15 protein-coding genes are annotated in these 17428 nt (G+C 61.2%); 11 read left to right on the top strand and 4 right to left on the bottom strand.

The annotated features are described in order from the left end of the window. Positions 1-6: 6 nt before the first annotated feature. On the bottom strand, positions 7-978 hold the full coding sequence (locus tag EOS_RS08590) for an isopenicillin N synthase family dioxygenase (protein ID WP_047846198.1): 972 nt from the start codon (positions 976-978) through the stop codon (positions 7-9). 444 nt (positions 979-1422) lie between these two features. Between EOS_RS08590 and EOS_RS08585 the strand changes: the two genes are divergently transcribed. The 5 genes from EOS_RS08585 to hutC all read left to right on the top strand — a co-directional run bounded on the left by EOS_RS08585 (position 1423) and on the right by hutC (position 5356). After that, on the top strand, positions 1423-2250 hold the full coding sequence (locus tag EOS_RS08585) for a transporter substrate-binding domain-containing protein (RefSeq protein WP_047846197.1): 828 nt from the start codon (positions 1423-1425) through the stop codon (positions 2248-2250). A 71-nt stretch (positions 2251-2321) separates the two neighbouring features. Then, positions 2322-2972, top strand: a complete 651-nt coding sequence (locus EOS_RS08580; protein WP_047846196.1) for an amino acid ABC transporter permease — start codon at positions 2322-2324, stop codon at positions 2970-2972. A gap of 22 nt (positions 2973-2994) precedes the next feature. Then, entirely contained in the window at positions 2995-3663 is a 669-nt protein-coding gene (locus EOS_RS08575) for an amino acid ABC transporter permease (RefSeq protein ID WP_047846195.1), read from the top strand. 36 nt (positions 3664-3699) lie between these two features. Continuing rightward, positions 3700-4587, top strand: a complete 888-nt coding sequence (locus tag EOS_RS08570; RefSeq protein WP_047846194.1) for an amino acid ABC transporter ATP-binding protein — start codon at positions 3700-3702, stop codon at positions 4585-4587. A gap of 7 nt (positions 4588-4594) precedes the next feature. Next, entirely contained in the window at positions 4595-5356 is a 762-nt protein-coding gene (gene hutC / locus EOS_RS08565; RefSeq protein WP_047846193.1) for a histidine utilization repressor, read from the top strand. Positions 5357-5375: 19 nt separating this feature from the next. On the opposite strand, the gene hutH is transcribed toward hutC, so the two are convergent. The 3 genes from hutH to EOS_RS08550 all read right to left on the bottom strand — a co-directional run bounded on the left by hutH (position 5376) and on the right by EOS_RS08550 (position 11546). After that, positions 5376-6905 (bottom strand): histidine ammonia-lyase, encoded by a 1530-nt coding sequence (gene hutH / locus EOS_RS08560; RefSeq protein WP_047846192.1) that lies wholly within the window; start codon positions 6903-6905, stop codon positions 5376-5378. A gap of 272 nt (positions 6906-7177) precedes the next feature. Further along, positions 7178-8122 (bottom strand): response regulator transcription factor, encoded by a 945-nt coding sequence (locus tag EOS_RS08555; RefSeq protein ID WP_235442743.1) that lies wholly within the window; start codon positions 8120-8122, stop codon positions 7178-7180. Further along, positions 8112-11546, bottom strand: coding sequence for a hybrid sensor histidine kinase/response regulator (locus EOS_RS08550; protein ID WP_047846191.1), 3435 nt, complete (start codon positions 11544-11546; stop codon positions 8112-8114). Before EOS_RS08550 ends, EOS_RS08555 begins: the two co-directional genes overlap by 11 nt. 257 nt (positions 11547-11803) lie before the next feature. Between EOS_RS08550 and urtA the strand changes: the two genes are divergently transcribed. The 6 genes from urtA to EOS_RS08520 all read left to right on the top strand — a co-directional run. Then, positions 11804-13096 (top strand): urea ABC transporter substrate-binding protein, encoded by a 1293-nt coding sequence (gene urtA, locus EOS_RS08545; RefSeq protein ID WP_235442742.1) that lies wholly within the window; start codon positions 11804-11806, stop codon positions 13094-13096. Positions 13097-13163: 67 nt separating this feature from the next. Then, positions 13164-14081: an urea ABC transporter permease subunit UrtB gene (gene urtB, locus EOS_RS08540; protein WP_047846190.1), complete on the top strand. Its 918-nt coding sequence runs from the start codon at positions 13164-13166 to the stop codon at positions 14079-14081. 37 nt (positions 14082-14118) lie between these two features. Further along, a complete protein-coding gene (urtC, locus tag EOS_RS08535; protein ID WP_047846189.1) occupies positions 14119-15291 on the top strand; it encodes an urea ABC transporter permease subunit UrtC in 1173 nt (390 codons plus the stop codon). After that, positions 15291-16034 carry an urea ABC transporter ATP-binding protein UrtD gene (gene urtD, locus EOS_RS08530; protein WP_047846188.1) on the top strand — a complete coding sequence of 248 codons (744 nt, stop codon included), beginning with the start codon at positions 15291-15293 and terminating at the stop codon, positions 16032-16034. Before urtC ends, urtD begins: the two co-directional genes overlap by 1 nt. Positions 16035-16047: 13 nt before the next feature. Next, the gene (urtE, locus tag EOS_RS08525; RefSeq protein ID WP_047846187.1) at positions 16048-16737 is read left to right on the top strand and encodes an urea ABC transporter ATP-binding subunit UrtE; all 690 of its coding nucleotides are present in this window, start codon (positions 16048-16050) and stop codon (positions 16735-16737) included. 64 nt (positions 16738-16801) lie between these two features. Further along, positions 16802-17428, top strand: a 627-nt coding sequence (locus EOS_RS08520; RefSeq protein ID WP_047846186.1) for an acetamidase/formamidase family protein, incomplete at its 3' end; no start/stop codon positions are given.

Raw genomic sequence — 17428 nt, 5'->3', positions numbered from 1 at the left:
GTGTGCTCAGCCATTCGCGCGCTTCTTTCTGTAACCCATCGAGTCGTTGATCCGCCCGAGGATGTAGTCACCCGCTGCCACCGGTTCATATAGCGGCTGCGCACCGCCAAGACCGAGATCGCGCGGGTCCACGCTTGCGCCGTAGGTCGGATCGTAGAAGGTCGCTATCGAATAACGTTCCTGCCCGGAGCGATTGATCACGCGATGCAGCGTCGAGCGGAAACGGTCGTTCGACCAGCGGGCAAGCAGGTCGCCGACGTTCACGACCAACGTTCCCGGAATAGGCGGCGCGTCGATCCAGCTATCGGTCGTAAGCTCCTTCACCTGCAAACCGCCCACGTTGTCCTGCCACAGCAGCGTGATGCACCCGTAGTCCGTATGCGGTGCAACGCCGAACTGGTCGGCATCCGACTTGGGCGCTTGCGGCGGGTAATAGACCATCTGCGTGCGCTGCATGCGTTTCGTGTATTTGCTTACAAAGAACGCTTCATCGATATCCAGGCTCACCGCTACCGCACGCAACAAGTCCGCACCGCACGCGCCGATCGCTTCGTAGTAGCTATACAGCGCCGGTTGCAGCGACGGCATGAAGTCAGGCCAATTGTTCGGACCGCGCAACGCCTCGCCCGCGAGCACGCTGGGATCGTCTTCCGGCAGTTCCAGTCCGATGCTGAAAAATTCCTTGTAATCGGGCTTGGTGGCCTGATACATGACGGCGTCGCCAAGCGCATTAAAACCGCGATGCCGATGATTCACCGCGACACGCCGCTTCACCTCCGGCGGATAGGCAAAGAATTCACGCGCGGCTTTCACCGCGCCTTCAAGCACATCGGTCGGCACGCCGTGATGGCTGACATAGAAGAATCCGATGCTCGTGCAGGCGTCGCGGATCGCGGCCGCGGCTTCGCGTAGCCCCACGGGATCCAACGCACGAACGGCCGCCAGGTCGACGACGGGGATGTGAGAAGTCGAGGTCATCCAGGTTGCTCCGAAGTTCCATAACCGTCTATACCGCGAGGTCCGGACGAGCCTCTGCGTGATTCGACGGGCACCATGCCGGACCGGTGCAAGACGTGCGGCCGACAATCAAAATGGTTTCACTGCGCGCCGCCATGCTGTACATACACGGGACCCGCCACGACCGGAAATCCAGCGTCTCGACTCAGCCGCAATCGTCTGCGGACAAGCCATGAACGCCTGCTGAAATCCAGATCCAGTGTCTGTATATACCGCCAATTAGACGAATGCAACCCGGCGTTTTCGCGAACTTCATTGGCCTTGAAAATTAGCGGCGCGAAGTATTTTTGACACGCTTGGCAACGCGAATTGACGGTATATACTGAAGCGCACCACATGCAGGTCGGCGCACCGGTTCGCACCTTTGCCCAAGCCGGGTGCACTTTTAACCAGGGGAGTCCAACAATGAATTTGTTCTCGAAGTGGAAGGGTCGTCTGCTCGTGGCCGCGCTGGTCGCGACAGCGGTTTCAGCTCACGCGGAGGACCAGCTGGCGAAGGTCAAGAAGGCTGGTGAACTGGTAGTCGGAACCGAGATGCAGTTCGCACCGTTCGACTTCCTGGAAAACGGCCAGCAACAAGGTTTCAACAAGGACTTCTTCGCCGAGCTCTCGAAGGACCTGGGCGTCAAGGTGCGCTCCATCGACTTGCCGTGGCCGAGCGTGCTGCCCGGACTCGAAGCCGGCAAGTTCGACATTGTCAGCGGCCCGGTCACAATCACCAAAGCACGCATGGAGCGTTATGACTTCACGCTGCCTATTGCAGATGGCACCGTTGCGCTGCTTAAGCGCGCCAACGACACGAGCATCAAGACCAACGCCGACGTCGCCGGCAAGGCAGTCGGCGGCGGCAAGGGTTCCGCGCAGCTCGACCAGTTGAAGCAGTACGTTGCCACGCTGCCGGGCAAGACGAGCGTGCGTGAGTACATCGACAACAACCAGGCCTATGCGGACCTCGCTGCCGGGCGGATTGTCGCTGTGGGCAATTCGCTGCCGAACATTGCGTATGTGGCGCGTCAGCGTCCCGACACGTTTGCTGTCGTGCAGCCGCCGTTCGGCACCAAGGTGTACTTCGGTTACCTCGGCCGCAAGGACGCGGACAGCAAGCCGCTTATCGACGCTATCGATCAGGCAATCGTCAAGATGCATGGCGATGGGCGTCTCGCCGCGTTGCAGAAGAAGTGGTTCGGCGTGACGATGGACACACCCACCACCATGCCGACGCCCAACTATTAACCGTCTATTGACCGTTGAACCATTGATGCCCCGCAAGGCGCTCCGGCGCCTTGCACTTTGCCGGACAGCCCATGTTCAGCCTTCATGCCTTGCTGGATGCTCTTCCCTACCTGATCAAGGCCGCGCAAGCCACGGTCCTGATTTCGCTCGTCGGGCTGGTGGTCGGTTTTATCGTCGCGATCGCGGTATGCAGCGCGCGGCTCTCGAAGAACTCCTTCGCCTCGAAGCTGGGGGGCGCGTATGTCGGCTTCTTTCGCGGCGTGCCGCTGCTCGTGCAGCTTCTGCTTACCTACTATTTCCTGCCGTTCATCGGCATCAACGTGCCGCCACTCGTGGCTGCTGCGGCCGCTGTATCGCTATGCGAAGCCGCTTATCTCGCCGAAATCCTGCGCGGCGGATTTATCGGCATTCCGCATGGGCAACTCGAAGCAGCGCAATTGCTCGGTTTGTCGCGCCTGCACGCCGTGCTGCGTATTCAAGTGCCTCAGGCGTTGCGCATGACAACACCGTCGCTCGTCAATGAGATGGTGATGCTGGTGAAAGCGTCGTCGCTGATCTCGGTGGTCGGTGTCGCCGACATCACGCGCACCGCGCAGAATATTGCGGCCAGTACGTATCGGCCGCTGGAGGCATATGTTGCCGCGGGGCTGGTGTACCTGGTCATCAACGGTGCGTTGTCGCTGGCCGGTCATCGCGCCGAACGCCGCATGGCACGGGCATAAGCAGGCATAGGCAGACATAAGCATGGCCATTCAATTCGACCCCACTGTTCTTACCGACTCGCTCCCCGCGCTCGCCGAAGGTTTTGCGACGACCATCGCCGTATGGATCGGCGGTGTGATGATCGGCATGGTGATCGGTTTCGCCATCGCGTTACTGCAGATATTCTGCGGCACATGGGTGCGCCGGTTCTTGCGCGCGTACATCGAGATCTTCCGCGGGACGCCGTTTCTCGTGCAGCTTTTCGTGCTGTATTACGGCGGCCCGTCGCTTGGGCTTTCGCTTGAGCCGCTGACGGCCGGCATCGTCGGCCTGGGGCTTTATGGCAGCGCTTATTTTGCTGAAGCGTTCCGCTCCGGCTTTACGTCGGTGCCGCGCGGTCACATAGAAGCCGCCGAGTGCCTCGGCTTCACGCGGCTGCAAGTCATCATGCGCGTACAGTTGCCGCAGATGCTGGTGATTATCGTGCCGGCGCTGACGAACCTGATTATTGTGCTGAGCAAGGAAACCGCGGTGCTGTCGGTCGTCACCGTGCCGGAACTGACGTTTGTGCTGACCGGTATCGGCTCGGAGCGTTTTGCGTTCGTCGAAACCCTGCTCGCGCTGTGCGTGTGTTATCTCGTGCTCGTGGAACTGGCGTCGCGAGCCGGACAGTGGGTCGAGGTCCGCGTAGGCCGCTTTCTCACGCGGTGAACGTGCCTTGGTCCCAATCAACCTGAGCGTGGAATCATGAAGAAACCGAATTCTGGCAACACGCCTTCGCCGGCTGAATATCTTGTCGATGCCCGGCATGTCGGCAAGCATTTCGGTGCGCTAAAAGTCCTCGACGACGTCTCGCTCGCCGTGCGCAAGTCGGAGGTGACCTGCATCATCGGACCGTCGGGATCGGGGAAAAGCACCTTGCTGCGCTCGCTCGCGTTCCTCGAGGAATACAGCGAAGGCGAGATCTATATTGAAGGCGAATTGATCGGTTATGTCACCGACCGCAACGGCCAGCGCATGCGTGCGCCGCAAGCCGAGATCAACCGCGTTCGGCGTAACGTGGGCATGGTGTTCCAGCAGTTCAATCTGTGGCCGCACATGACGGCCGTTGAAAACGTGGCCGAGGCGCTGGTGTGCGTGCGCAAGCTGCCCAAGGCCGAAGCCCGCAAGCGGGCGCTCGCCATGCTCGACAAGGTCGGCCTCGCCGACCGTGCGGACAATCATCCGGCGCGGCTTTCCGGCGGCCAGCAGCAACGTGTGGCGATCGCCCGCGCGCTGGCGATGGAACCGCACATCATGCTCTTCGACGAACCCACCTCCGCGCTCGATCCAGAGCTGGTCGGCGAAGTGCTGCAGGTGATGAAGAACCTCGCGAACGACGGCATGACGATGGTCATCGTCACGCATGAAATGGGGTTCGCCGCGCAAGTCGCCGATACAGTCGTGTTCATCGACCATGGCAAGATCGCCGCGCAAGGATCGCCCGAGGACGTGTTTCATAACGCGCAGCAACCGAGGCTTCGACAGTTCCTGCAGAATTATCTCGACCGGAACGCGTTCTGGGCGCGTCGTGAGGAACCGCCGGCGAGCACGGTTCCGGCGGCCACCGAACCTGCGCGACTTAACGAAACCTGAGCGAGACATGAATACAACCGGTCTTTCGAACCCAGCATCTTCAGCCGCGCCGCTCGCGCGCTACGAGCGCGTGAAGGAACATATCCGCACGCGCATTCTCTCTGGCGAATGGCGGCCCGGCGACCGGATTCCATCTGAGATGACGCTGGTCGGCGAACTCGGCGTGTCGCGCATGACGATCAACCGCGCGTTGCGTGAACTCACCGAGCAAGGCGTATTGACGCGTTTTTCAGGCGTGGGAACGTTTATCGCGGAAGAAAAACCGCAGTCCACGCTGCTGATGATCGCGCATATAGGCGACGAAATTCGCGCTCGCGGACACGAGTATAGTTATGCGATCGTGCTGGCCGCGCGCGAGGCAGCAGCCAGCGATGTCTCCGCCGCACTCGGCCTCGCACCGGGAGCATCGGTGTTCCATGTGGTGTGCGTGCATCGCGAGAATGGCGTGCCGGTGCAGCTTGAAGACCGCTACGTGAATCCCGAAGTCGCGCCGCATTTTCTCGAGCAGGATTTCGCGACGGTGCGACCCTCGGAGTATCTGTTCAACACCGTGCCGGCGCACGAGGTCGAGCACGTGGTGGACGCGGTGCTGCCCTCGCGTGCGGATGCGCGACTGCTTGAGATCGGTCCGGACCAGCCTTGCCTGACGCTCGTGCGACGAACCTGGGCGAACCATGTCGCGGTGACGTTCGCGCGCTTCGTGCATCCGGGGACGCGGTATCGGCTGGGATGCCGGTTCGGCGGCGACAGCATGCAGCGGCAGAGTTGACCACCGCTGCAAAGCGCGTTTAAACCGCTCCTTCAGATTCGAAGTGCAGTGGGCAGAAGCCCGCGATCGTCCCGTTCGTTACCTGCTTCGCAATCGCCACGATATCCGGTGCAAAGTAATGATCGAGCGCGTAATGTTCGACGTCCGCGCGAATCGATTGCATGACCGGCTGCAGACGCGGACTCGTCTGATGCGGTGCGCGCAGGTCTACACCTTGAGCGGCAGCGAGCAACTCGATCGCGAGAATATGCGCCACGTTCTCCGCGATATAACCCAGCTTGCGGGCCGCGAACGTTGCCATGGAAACGTGATCTTCCTGATTCGCCGACGTAGGCAATGAGTCGACCGACGCCGGATGCGCGTAGGTCTTGTTCTCTGAAGCAAGCGCCGCAGCCGTCACGTGAGCAATCATGAAGCCCGAGTTCACGCCGCCATCGCGGACGAGAAACGGCGGCAAACCGGAGAGTGTCGCGTCGATCAGCAACGCAATCCGACGCTCCGCCAGCGCACCAATTTCCGCAGCGGCGATGGCGAGGTTATCGGCGGCGAACGCAACGGGTTCCGCGTGGAAGTTGCCGCCCGAAAGCACTTCGCCGGTGTCCGGGAAGATCAGCGGGTTATCCGATACGGCGTTCGCTTCGATCAGCAAGACATCAGCCGCATGACGCATCTGGTCGAGGCACGCGCCCATCACTTGCGGCTGGCATCGCAGGCTGTACGGGTCCTGCACTTTGTCGCAACCAGCATGCGAGATGTTAATGCCAGAGCCTTCCAGCAAGGTGCGATACGCAGCGGCGGCATCGATCTGTCCGGCGTGGCCGCGCAGCGCGTGGATGCGGGCATCGAAGGGTTTCACCGAACCTTCAGCCGCATCGACCGACAGTGCGCCCGATACCAACCCTGTACGGTACAGGTCTTCGATAGCGAACATGTTGTACAGCGCCAGCGCGGCGGAAGCCTGCGTGCCGTTGAGCAGCGCGAGCCCTTCCTTGGCCTGCAACGTGAGCGGTTCGAGACCGGCCGCCTTCAGGCCATCGAGTGCCGGGGCTTGCTTGCCTTCGATAAACACTTCGCCGATGCCCAGCAACACGCCCGACATATGCGCGAGCGGTGCGAGATCACCCGATGCGCCGACTGAGCCTTTCACCGGAATTACCGGCAGGATATTCGCGTTGAACAGCGTGATCATCGCGTCCATCACAACGCGCCGGATGCCCGAGTGGCCGCGCCCGAGGCTCGACAGTTTCAGCGCCAGCAGTAACCGCACCACCGGCGGCACCATAGGCTCACCCACTCCCACCGCATGAGACAGCACCAGATTGCGTTGCAGGAGTTCAAGCTGATCGGCGGGGATGTGCGTGTTCGCCAGCCGCCCGAAACCCGTGTTGATGCCGTAGGCCGGCAGCCCCTTCGCAGCGATGTCTTCCACCGCTTTCGCGCAGGAATCGATGGCGGCGTGACTCGTCGGGTCCAGTTCCAGTTGGACGCGTTCCCGCGCTATACGGCGCAGTTGGGGCAGCGTCAGTTTGCCGGGGGTGAGCTTGATCATCGGTCGTCCTTTTTGGGCTTCGGCTGCATCTTGTCTATACAAGAGAATAGCCTCGAGTCTAGGACAACAAAATCGGTATATACAAGAGTTTTTTTGGTGTGGACGAAGGAAGGGGCTGGAAACGGGTTTGGCATGATCTTACCCGATGAACACAGGCTCCTTTGAGACAATCAAGCTTATAGGCGAGTTATATTTGGGTTAACCCTGGTTTGTCAGTATCCCGATGAGAACCCGAAACCACAATCCACCCCTGTCTATACTGCCTCATCCACTTACCGCCCTCCACTCAGCGCCGTAGCCGCTGCCGCGGTACGTGTTTCCACACCCAGCTTCTCGAAAATGTGCTCAAGATGCTTGTTCACTGTCCGGGGTTTCATCCCCAGAATTTCGCCGATATCCCGATTCGTCTTGCCTCGCGACAACCACAACAACACCTCCGCCTCGCGCTGCGTCAGCCCGAAACGCATCGCCAGGTCTACTGTGTCTCGGCCGTCGGCGTGCTCCTCGAAAACCACGATCCACGTCTCGCGATTCGCCGCGCCCGCGACGCGCGCGACCAACCGCTCGCCGCCCGGGAGAATCTCGACGGTCTGTGCCCGGTCCTCGTCCGGAGCGGCGGAATAATCCAGCAGCCAGTTCGTCAACGGTCCGGGCAAGCGCGTCAGCGGGCTCGTTGCCGCCATCGCCGTGTTGCTGTCGCTGCCATAGAAATGCGCGAGCCGTGACGGCGCCAGCGCGCTATGCCAGTGGACCTCGCCCTGAGCCGTCGCAATCACCGCCGCGCGCGAATTCAGTTCGAGCACGATGTCCGCGTGACGTTGACTCGCCGCCCGGCGCACGTGCGCGGCGATCCGTGCGACGACTTCATCGGGGCGAATCGGCTTGGTCACATAATCGATGCCGCCAACCCTGAAGCCCTGCACCACATGCTGCGTGTCGGCCAGCGCGGTCATGAAGATCACCGGAATGTGCTTGTAGAGATCGTTATTCTTGATCTGCTCGCAGGTTTCGAATCCATCCATCCCCGGCATGATTGCATCGAGCAGGATGACGTCGGGCGTGAGGCGCGCGATGCGTTCGAGCGCCGAGGCGCCATCGAGCGCGACCAGCACCGCGTAACCCGCGGTTACTAGCGCGCTCGAGAGCATTGCGAGGTTGTCCGGCGTGTCATCGACAATAAGCACCACTGGGCGTCCCAGTGGAATATCAGGCTGCATCGGGTGTCGCTCCATTGGGTGTCACCCCATCGACCGCGCGCAATTGCCGGTCAAGGTCGTCAAGCATGAAACGGCGTGCCGATTCGCGCAGCGGCGCAAGGGTATCGGCGAGTTCGGGATGGCTTTGCCCGGCTTCATCGAGTTGCGCCGCGAAGCCTTCCATGTACCCGAGTTCAAGGAAGCGGCGAAGCTCATGGGCGAGCGGCGTGGGCAGCGGCAGCATGGTTTGCGCGGGCGCCGCGGCGGCGGCATGCTCGGACGTATCGGTCAGCCACTCGAACCCGAGCAAGGCTGCGACCTTGTCGAGCAGCAAGGGCAAGTGCAGCGGCTTCGCAAGGTAATCGTCGCAGCCGGCAGCAGCGCCCTTTTCCAGATCCCCCGCAAACGCGTTCGCTGACAAGATGAGAATGGGCGCTTCGCTCAGCCGATGCTCACGAATGAGCTTGCTTACTTCGAAGCCGTCCATCGATGGCATCGCGACGTCCATCACGATCAGGTCGACGCTATGCGTTGCGAGAAGTTGTAGCGCCTGCGGCCCGCTGCTTGCTTCGATCATAGTGAAGCCGAGCGGTTCGAGCACGCTGGTGACAATGCGACGCTGGTCCGTGAGGTCGTCCGCTACAAGGATGGAGCGGCGCGGCCCCGGGTACCCCAGCACGTTGCTCGGACGCGTGACGAGCACACGTGGATCGCGTACTTCCGGCAAGAACAGTTGCAAAACGAAGCGCGTGCCGGACCCTACGCGGCTCTGCACGTCCAGACGGCCGCCCATCATTTCCGTCAGCAAGCGGCAGATGGTTAACCCAAGGCCGGTACCGTGATCGTTGGGCCGCGCCGCCTCGCCGCGTTCGAAAGGCAGGAAGATCGCTTCCAGTTGTTCGTCGGGAATGCCCGAACCGGTGTCTTCTATCTCGAACGTCGCGAGACCCCACGCATGACTCGTGCGCAATCTGACCGATCCATGCGACGTGAAGCGGACAGCATTGCCCAGCAGGTTGATCAGGATCTGGCGGACGCGTTTTTCATCGGCGCGAACCACGTCCGGTATGCGGCCACTTGTCTCCAGATGAAATGCCAGTCCCTTCTCCGCCGCTTGCGGTTCCATCATTGCGCCGAGTTGCGTCAACAGGTCGGGCAGCGCCACCTCGGAGACGTCAAGCTGCAACTTGCCGGCCTCGATTCGCGCAACATCCAGGAGGCCATCCACCAGCGCCAGCAGATGTTCACCGCTGCGATAGATGGTCGCGAGCGCATCGCGTTGTGGTGCATCGACAGCGCCTGAGCCGCGCAGCAGCAACTGTGCGTAGCCCAGGATGCTGTTGAGCGGCGTGCGCAGTTCGTGGCTCAGGCCGGTCACGTAGCGGCTTTTGGCTCGATTGGCGGCATCGGCGGCGGCACTGGCCTGTTGCAGGCGGGCATCGGTCAGGCGGTGCGCCTCGATTTCCTGCATCAGCAGCAGCGTTTGCCGTTTCGATTCCTCCTGCGTCACCGCACGGCTTTCCTTGGCGAGCACGAGCCACCACACGCCGATGCAACCGACCAGCGCCAGCGCAAAGAATGCCTTGAGATAACCGCGCAGCAGCGTATCCAGCGCGCTTTCGTTGCTGGTCGCGAGAGTCATTGCGGTCTGGCTATACGAGAGGTAAAGCATCGCGCCAAGCAGCGACAACGTGACGGTCAGATAGATCAGATAACGCCCCACGCGCAGCGTCTGCGACGTGGGCGCAAGCGTCGGAAATGCCCGCTTCAATGCGACCGTCAATTGCGACGAGAAGCGCGCGTGAGGCTTGCACGTATCGCCGCAACGCGAATCGAGCGAGCAGCACAGCGAACAGATAGCGCCCGCATAGGCCGGGCATGACGCCATGTCCTCACGCTCGAACTGGTTCTCGCAGATCACGCAGCGCAGCACTGAACCCGCTTCGAGATCGGCGCTGCCGCGAGCGATATAAAAGCGTCCACGGGTAGCAAACGCGATCAACGGCGCACAGACGAACGCAACCGCCAACGCGATAAAGGGTGCCAACGCCTGCGCGATTTCGCCGAGATAACCCGCTTGCGAGAGTGCCGCTGCAATCGACGCAACCAGCATCGCGCCGACGCCAACCGGGTTGACGTCATAGAGATGAGCGCGCTTGAACTCGACGTCCTTCGGGCTGTAGCCGAGCGGCTTGTTGATCACGAGATCGCCGACGAGCGCACCGATCCACGCAATCGCGACATTCGAATACAGCGCGAGCACCTTGCCGATCGCGCCGAACACACCGAGCTCGACCAGCATCAACGCGATCAACACATTGAACACGAGCCAGACGACCCGGCCGGGATGGCTGTGCGTGAGCCGCGCAAAAAAGTTCGACCACGCGAGCGAGCCCGCATACGCATTCGTCACGTTGATCTTGACCTGCGAGACGATCACGAAAAGCGTCGTGGCGGCCAGTGCGAAGCCGGGGGAATCGAAGACATAGCGGAACGCGACCAGATACATTTGCGTCGGCTCGGTGGCATGCGACGGATCGATCTGGTTCTGCAACGCGAGGAACATCAGGAACGCGCCACCCAGCATTTTCAATGCGCCCGGCACGATCCATCCGGGACCGGCGGCCAGCATCGCGCACCACCAGCGCACCCGGTTCTTCGCGGTGCGCGGCGGCAGGAAACGCAGGAAGTCGACCTGCTCGCCGATCTGCACCACCAGCGCAAAGATCACCGTGCAGGCCGCGCCGAACGGCATCAGGCTGAATTCCCGCCCGCCTTGCGTATAGCCCGCGAAGGTCGCCCAGTCCGAGAACAGATGTGGCTCGCGGATCAGGATGGCGATATACGGAGCAATCAGCAGCACGATCCATACAGGCTGCGTCCAGCTCTGCAAGCGGTTGATCAGCGTGATGCCAAACGTCACGAACGGCACGATCGCGAACGCGCTGATCAGGTACGCGACCGCGATCGGCATGTGGAAATACATCTCCAGCGCAAGCGACATGATGGCCGCTTCGAGCGCGAAGAAAATAAATGTAAAGCCTGCATAAATCAACGACGTGACCGTCGAACCGAGATAGCCAAACCCCGCGCCGCGCGTCAGCAGGTCCATATCGACCCCGCAATTCGCCGCGTAATAGCTGATGGGTAAGCCGGTCAAAAAAATCAGCACCGAGGTCACCACGATCGCCCACACCGTATTGGCGAAGCCGTAGTTCAGGGCTAGCGATCCGCCGATAGCTTCCAGCGCGAGGAACGAGATTGCGCCCAACGCCGTGTTCGCGACGCGGAATTCGCTCCACTTTCGGAACGACCGGGGCGTGAAACGCAGCGCGTAGTCCTCGAGCGTTTCGTCGGCGACCCAGGCGTTGTAGTCACGCCGGATCTTGACGATGCGCTGGGTGCCGAGCGCAGGCGCCGCGGCGGGGGAATCGGATGGGTCCATGGCTCTCGCGGATGCCGGTTGGGGCCGAATGGGCACAAAACACGTCGCGGCTGCTGGAGCGGTGGTCCTCCTCCGAAGCAAACATTGCACGCGTCGCGTCGTGAGTCTAGCGATCCATAAATACCCGCGCTGTACGTCAAAAGACGTATTTCGGCGCGCGTATCGGCCACTTAACTTCTGCCCCATGCCAGCGCAACGCCATAGCGCCGGAACCCTAGCCCACGCAGCCAACTACGAGCCTCCCAGGAGAATGTTCCATGCCTTTTGACGACCAGCACGACGCGCCCGACACAGCCGGATCCTCCGACAGCCGAGAGGCGATCTCCCAACGCCGCCGCAAGCTGCTGCTGGGAATTGCTGCCGTGCCGGCGCTCGCCGCGCCCGCTTTCGCCTTCGGCCAGTCGATGTCGACCGCCCAGGTGAACACGACCAAGCTCGCGGTCACGGATACCGAAGTCACCGTCGGCCAGCTCCATTCCGCCACGGGCACCATGGCGATCTCCGAGACGGGTTCGATCCAGGCCGAGCGTCTCGCCATCGACCAAATCAACGCAGCGGGCGGCGTGCTCGGCCGCAAGATCAAGATCATTCAGGAAGACGGCGCGTCCGACTGGCCGACCTTCGCCGAGAAGTCGAAGAAGCTGCTGGAAAACGATCACGTGGCTTGCGTGTTCGGCTGCTGGACCTCGGCGTCGCGCAAAGCCGTACTGCCGATCTTCGAGCGTGACAACGGCCTGCTGTATTACCCGACCTTCTACGAAGGGCTGGAGCAATCGAAGAACGTGTTCTATACCGGCCAGGAGGCGACCCAGCAAATTCTGTGGGGACTGAACTGGGCATCCGAGACGAAGAAAGCCAAGTCGTTTTTCCTGATTGGCTCGGACTACATCTGGCCGCGCACCTCGAACAAGATTGCGCGCAAACATATTGAAGAACACCTGCACCTGAAGGTGGTCGGCGAAGAGTATTACCCGCTCGGTCAGACAAATTTCAACTCGCTGATCAACAAGATCAAGATCGCGAAGCCCGATTGCATCTACGCGATCATCGTCGGCGGTTCGAACGTCGCGTTCTACAAACAATTGAAAGCAGCCGGCATTACCGCCGACAAACAATTCCTGCTGACCATCTCGGTGACCGAGGACGAAGTGCTTGGCATCGGCGGGGAAAACTTCGCGGGTTTCTATTCCGCGATGAAGTATTTCGAGTCGCTCGATAACGCCAACAACAAGGCGTTTGTCGTCGCGTTCAAGGCGAAGTACGGGCCGAAATCCGTGATCGGCGACGTGACGCAGGCAGCCTATCTCGGACCCTGGTTGTGGAAAGCCGGGGTCGAGAAAGCAGGCAGCTTCGACGTCGACAAGGTCGTGGCGGCCTCCCCCGGCATCGAGTTGAAAACAGCGCCCGAAGGTTACGTGAAGATCCACCCGAACCATCACTTGTGGAGCCGGACGCGCATTGGCATGGCGCAAGCCGATGGGCAGTTCAAGGTGGTCGCGGAGTCGCCGGATCTGATCGAGCCGAATCCGTTCCCGAAGGGTTATCAGTAATCCGTCAGTCCTCCGCGTGGTGCACGAACGTGTGCCACGCCCGGCACTTTGCTTGAAGGAACCCGCCATGTCGGCCACCGATATTCTGAACATTACGCTGATGCAAGGCTTTGCCGGCCTGAGCCTCTTTAGCGTGTTGCTGTTGATGGGCCTCGGCCTCGCGGTGATTTTTGGACAGATGGGCGTCATCAACATGGCGCACGGCGAGTTCATGACCATCGGGGCGTACACGGTGTATGTCTTCTCGAAGTGGGCCGAGTCGATGGGCGCTGTCGCCACCAATATGTTCCTGCCGATTGCCATCGTGGCCGCATTCGGGATCGCATTCGTGTTCGGCTGGATCGTGGAATGGCTGCTGATCCGCCACTTATACCGGCGCCAGCTGGACACGCTGCTGGCTACCTGGGGCCTGAGCCTCGCGATGCAGCAGATGTTCCGCTCGACCTTCGGCCCGAAGGAGGTCAGCCCGACGCTGCCCGACTGGCTGATGGGATCGTGGTCGCCCGCGCCGGGTCTCGACATCCCGATCAACGGCCTGTTTGTGATGTGCCTTGCCATCGTACTCACGGCCGGTGTGCTGGCAGCGATGTATCGCTCACGCTGGGGCCTGCGGGTGCGTGCCACCGTCAATAACCGGACGATGGCCAACGCCGCCGGCATCGATACAAAGCGCACTGACCGGCTCACGTTTGCGATCGGCTGCGGCATGGCAGGTGTGGCGGGCGCAGCGTTCACGACCATCGGTTCGACCGGCCCAACGAGCGGGTCGCTGTATATCGTCGACTCGTTCCTCGTTGTCACGTTCGGCGGCGCGGCCAGCTTGCTCGGCACCGTCGCTTCTGCCTTCGGCATTGCGCAAACCCAGTCGATCAGCGAGTTCTTTCTTACCGGCTCGTCAGCGCGCGTGATTACGTTGCTGACCGTCGTGCTGATCCTGATGGCGCGTCCGCAGGGACTCTTCGCGTCGAAGGTGCGGCGTGTCTGAGCCTGCTGAATCCGTCCCCCTCACACCGGAGTTCGCCATGAACCGCGTTACCGATTCGCCTCCCGCTCCCGCTCCATCGCGACTGGCAGCGCTGCGCGACTGGCTCGCTTACAGAGGCTTCGGCAGCTTCGTGCTGCTCGCGCTTGTTTTACTGGTGGTCATGCCGTTGATGCTCGACGTGTTCCGTCTCAACCTGGTAGGCAAGTACCTGACCTATGCATTCGTCGCCATCGGCCTCGTCATGGCCTGGGGTTATGCGGGGGTGCTGAGTCTCGGCCAGGGGGTGTTCTTCGGGCTCGGCGGCTACTGCATGGCGATGTTTCTCAAGCTCGAAGCATCGGACCCGGTCAGCACGAAAATCCAGTCGACGCCCGGCATTCCCGACTTCATGGACTGGAACCAGCTCAAGGCGCTGCCGTGGTTTTGGAAGCCCTTCGAGCACTTGCCTTTCGCGATCGCGGCGGTGCTGATCATCCCGACGGCGCTCGCCTTCGTGATCGGCTTTGCGATGTTCAAGCGGCGCGTGGGCGGTGTCTACTTCGCGATCATCACGCAAGCCATCGCGCTGATTCTCTCGGTGCTGATCATCGGTCAGCAGGGGTACACGGGCGGCGTGAACGGCATCACCGACCTGAAGACGATGCTCGGCTGGGACATCCGTCCCGACTCCGCGAAGATCGTCCTGTACTTCGTCAATGCAGTGCTCCTGCTGCTCGCCATCCTGTTCTGCCGGCTGGTGCAGACAAGCAAACTCGGCACGCTGCTGCTCGCCATGCGCGACAAGGAAGACCGCGTGCGTTTCTCCGGCTACGACGTCGCCATGTTCAAGGTCTTCGCGTTCTGCCTTGCTGCGCTGCTCTCGGCTATCGGCGGCGCGATGTTCACGCTGCAGGTCGGGTTCATGTCGCCGTCCTTCGTCGGCATTGTTCCGTCGGTCGAGATGGTGATCTATGCAGCCGTCGGCGGGCGCATGTCGCTGGTGGGTGCGGTGTACGGCACGCTGCTCGTGAACTTTGGCCGGACGTATTTCTCCGAGAGCTTTCCGAACCTGTGGCTGCTGTTGATGGCCGCGTTGTATATAGGCGTGGTGATGGCATTCCCCGATGGCCTTGCGGGCTTGTACGAGACGCATGTGAAGCCGCGTGTCGCTTCTGTCTTGCGCCGTGTCAGCCGGAATAGCCGCAGCCGTTCGACCCTCGGGAGCCCGTGATGAGCAATACCGACTTCCTACTGGCGGTCGAAGACCTGAGTGTGTCTTTCGACGGTTTTAAAGCCATCGATGCCCTCAATCTCTACGTGGACCGCGGCGAACTGCGCGTCGTGATCGGACCCAACGGTGCGGGCAAGACGACCTTGCTCGACCTGATCTGCGGACGCACAGCGGCAAGCAGCGGCTCGATCAAGTTCAAGAACGTAGAGATGACATCGATGGCCGAGTTTCGCATCGTGCGGGCGGGTATCGGGCGCAAGTTCCAGACGCCGTCCATCTATGAAAACCTGAGCGTGTTCCAGAATCTGGAGGTGTCGTTTCCGCGTGGACGCGGTGTGTTCGGGGCGCTGGCGTTCCGCTGTACAGCCGATGTTCGCGAGCGGGTGCAGGAGGTCGCCGATGAGATCGGGCTCGCTGCGCTGTTGCCGACCGAAGCCGGCCTGCTGTCGCATGGGCAGAAGCAGTGGCTCGAAATCGGCATGTTGCTGATGCAGGACCCTGAGCTGTTGATGCTCGATGAACCCATTGCCGGCATGAGCGTGCGCGAACGGGAAATCACCGCCGAGCTGCTGACGAAGATCTGCCAGAACCGATCGATGATCGTCATCGAACACGACATGGAGTTCGTCGCGCGGATCGCGCACAAGGTCACCGTGATGCATCAGGGGAAGATCCTTGCCGAAGGTCCGATGGACCAGGTGCAGAACGACCCGCGCGTGATCGACGTGTATCTGGGACATTGAGGAGACGACGGCCATGTTGCACGTAAAGGATGTGTTCGTGAGCTACGGACAAAGCGAGGCGCTGCATGGGGTCTCGTTCGAAGCAGCCCGCAACGAGATCGTGGCGATCATGGGCCGCAACGGCATGGGCAAGACCACGCTCTTCAAGGCGCTGATGGGCGTGCTGCCCGTAAAAGGCGGTGCGATAGAACTGGACGGCGCGGATGTATCGAAGGATGAAAGCTTCCGGCGCGTGGCCAAAGGACTTGCTTACGTGCCCCAGGGACGGCAGATATTTTCGTCGTTGAGCGTGGAGGAAAATATTCGAACCGGCATGGAGCAGATTAAATCGAGAAGGATTCCAGACGAAATCTATGCCCTCTTTCCAGTGCTCTACGAAATGCGCAACCGCAAGGGCGGCAACTTGTCCGGCGGGCAACAACAACAGCTTGCCATCGCCCGGGCGCTCGTCAGCGAGCCCAAGGTCTTGCTGCTCGACGAGCCCACCGAAGGTATTCAACCTTCGGTCATCAAGGACATCGCGCGGGCGCTGCACGAGATCCGCAAGCTGCGCGAGATCACCATTGTTGTGTCCGAGCAGGTGCTGAGTTTTGCAATGGACGTGGCGGACCGGCTCTTCGTGATCGAAGGCGGCCGGCTGGTCCATGAAAGCCCACGCGACGCCACCGATACCGCCCGCATCCGGCAATTCCTGTCCGTTTGACGCGGGTTTGACGATCAGGCCATTTGTTCGCCGGTACAGCCGGTACTTATAAAAGGAGAGTTACATGCCCGATACGCTTATCAAGGTCGACCTGAACCAGTCTGCTTTCGACAACGAGCAGGTTCACAACCGCTGGCATCCGGACGTTCCGATGGCATGCTGGGTCAAACCCGGCGACGACTTCGTGCTCGAGACCTACGACTGGACCGGCGGTTTCATCAAGAACGACGATTCCGCCGATGACGTGCGCGACATCGACTTGTCGATCGTCCACTTTCTCTCTGGACCCGTAGGCGTTCACGGTGCCGAGGCAGGCGATCTGCTGGTGGTGGACCTGCTCGACATTGGCACCAAGGCGGACAGCCAGTGGGGGTTCAACGGTTTTTTCTCAAAGCAGAACGGCGGCGGTTTTCTCACCGAGCATTTCCCGCATGCGCAGAAAAGTATCTGGGACTTTCACGGACTTTTCACCGACTCACGCCACATTCCCGGCGTCAGTTTTGCGGGGCTGATCCATCCGGGTTTGATCGGTTGCCTGCCGGACCCGAAGCTGCTTGAAACCTGGAACGATCGCGAGATTGGTTTTATCGCGACGCAACCCGACCGGGTGCCGCCGCTAGCAAATGCACCGTTCGCACCGACCGCGCACATGGGCAAGCTGCAAGGCGCCGCGCGCGATACCGCGGCCGCG

Source organism: Caballeronia mineralivorans PML1(12) (genome assembly GCF_001028175.1).
Classification (GTDB): Bacteria; Pseudomonadota; Gammaproteobacteria; order Burkholderiales; family Burkholderiaceae; genus Caballeronia; species Caballeronia mineralivorans.
The sequence above is the reverse complement of the archived record's forward strand: the minus strand, read 5'-3'. Positions and strand labels throughout refer to the sequence as shown.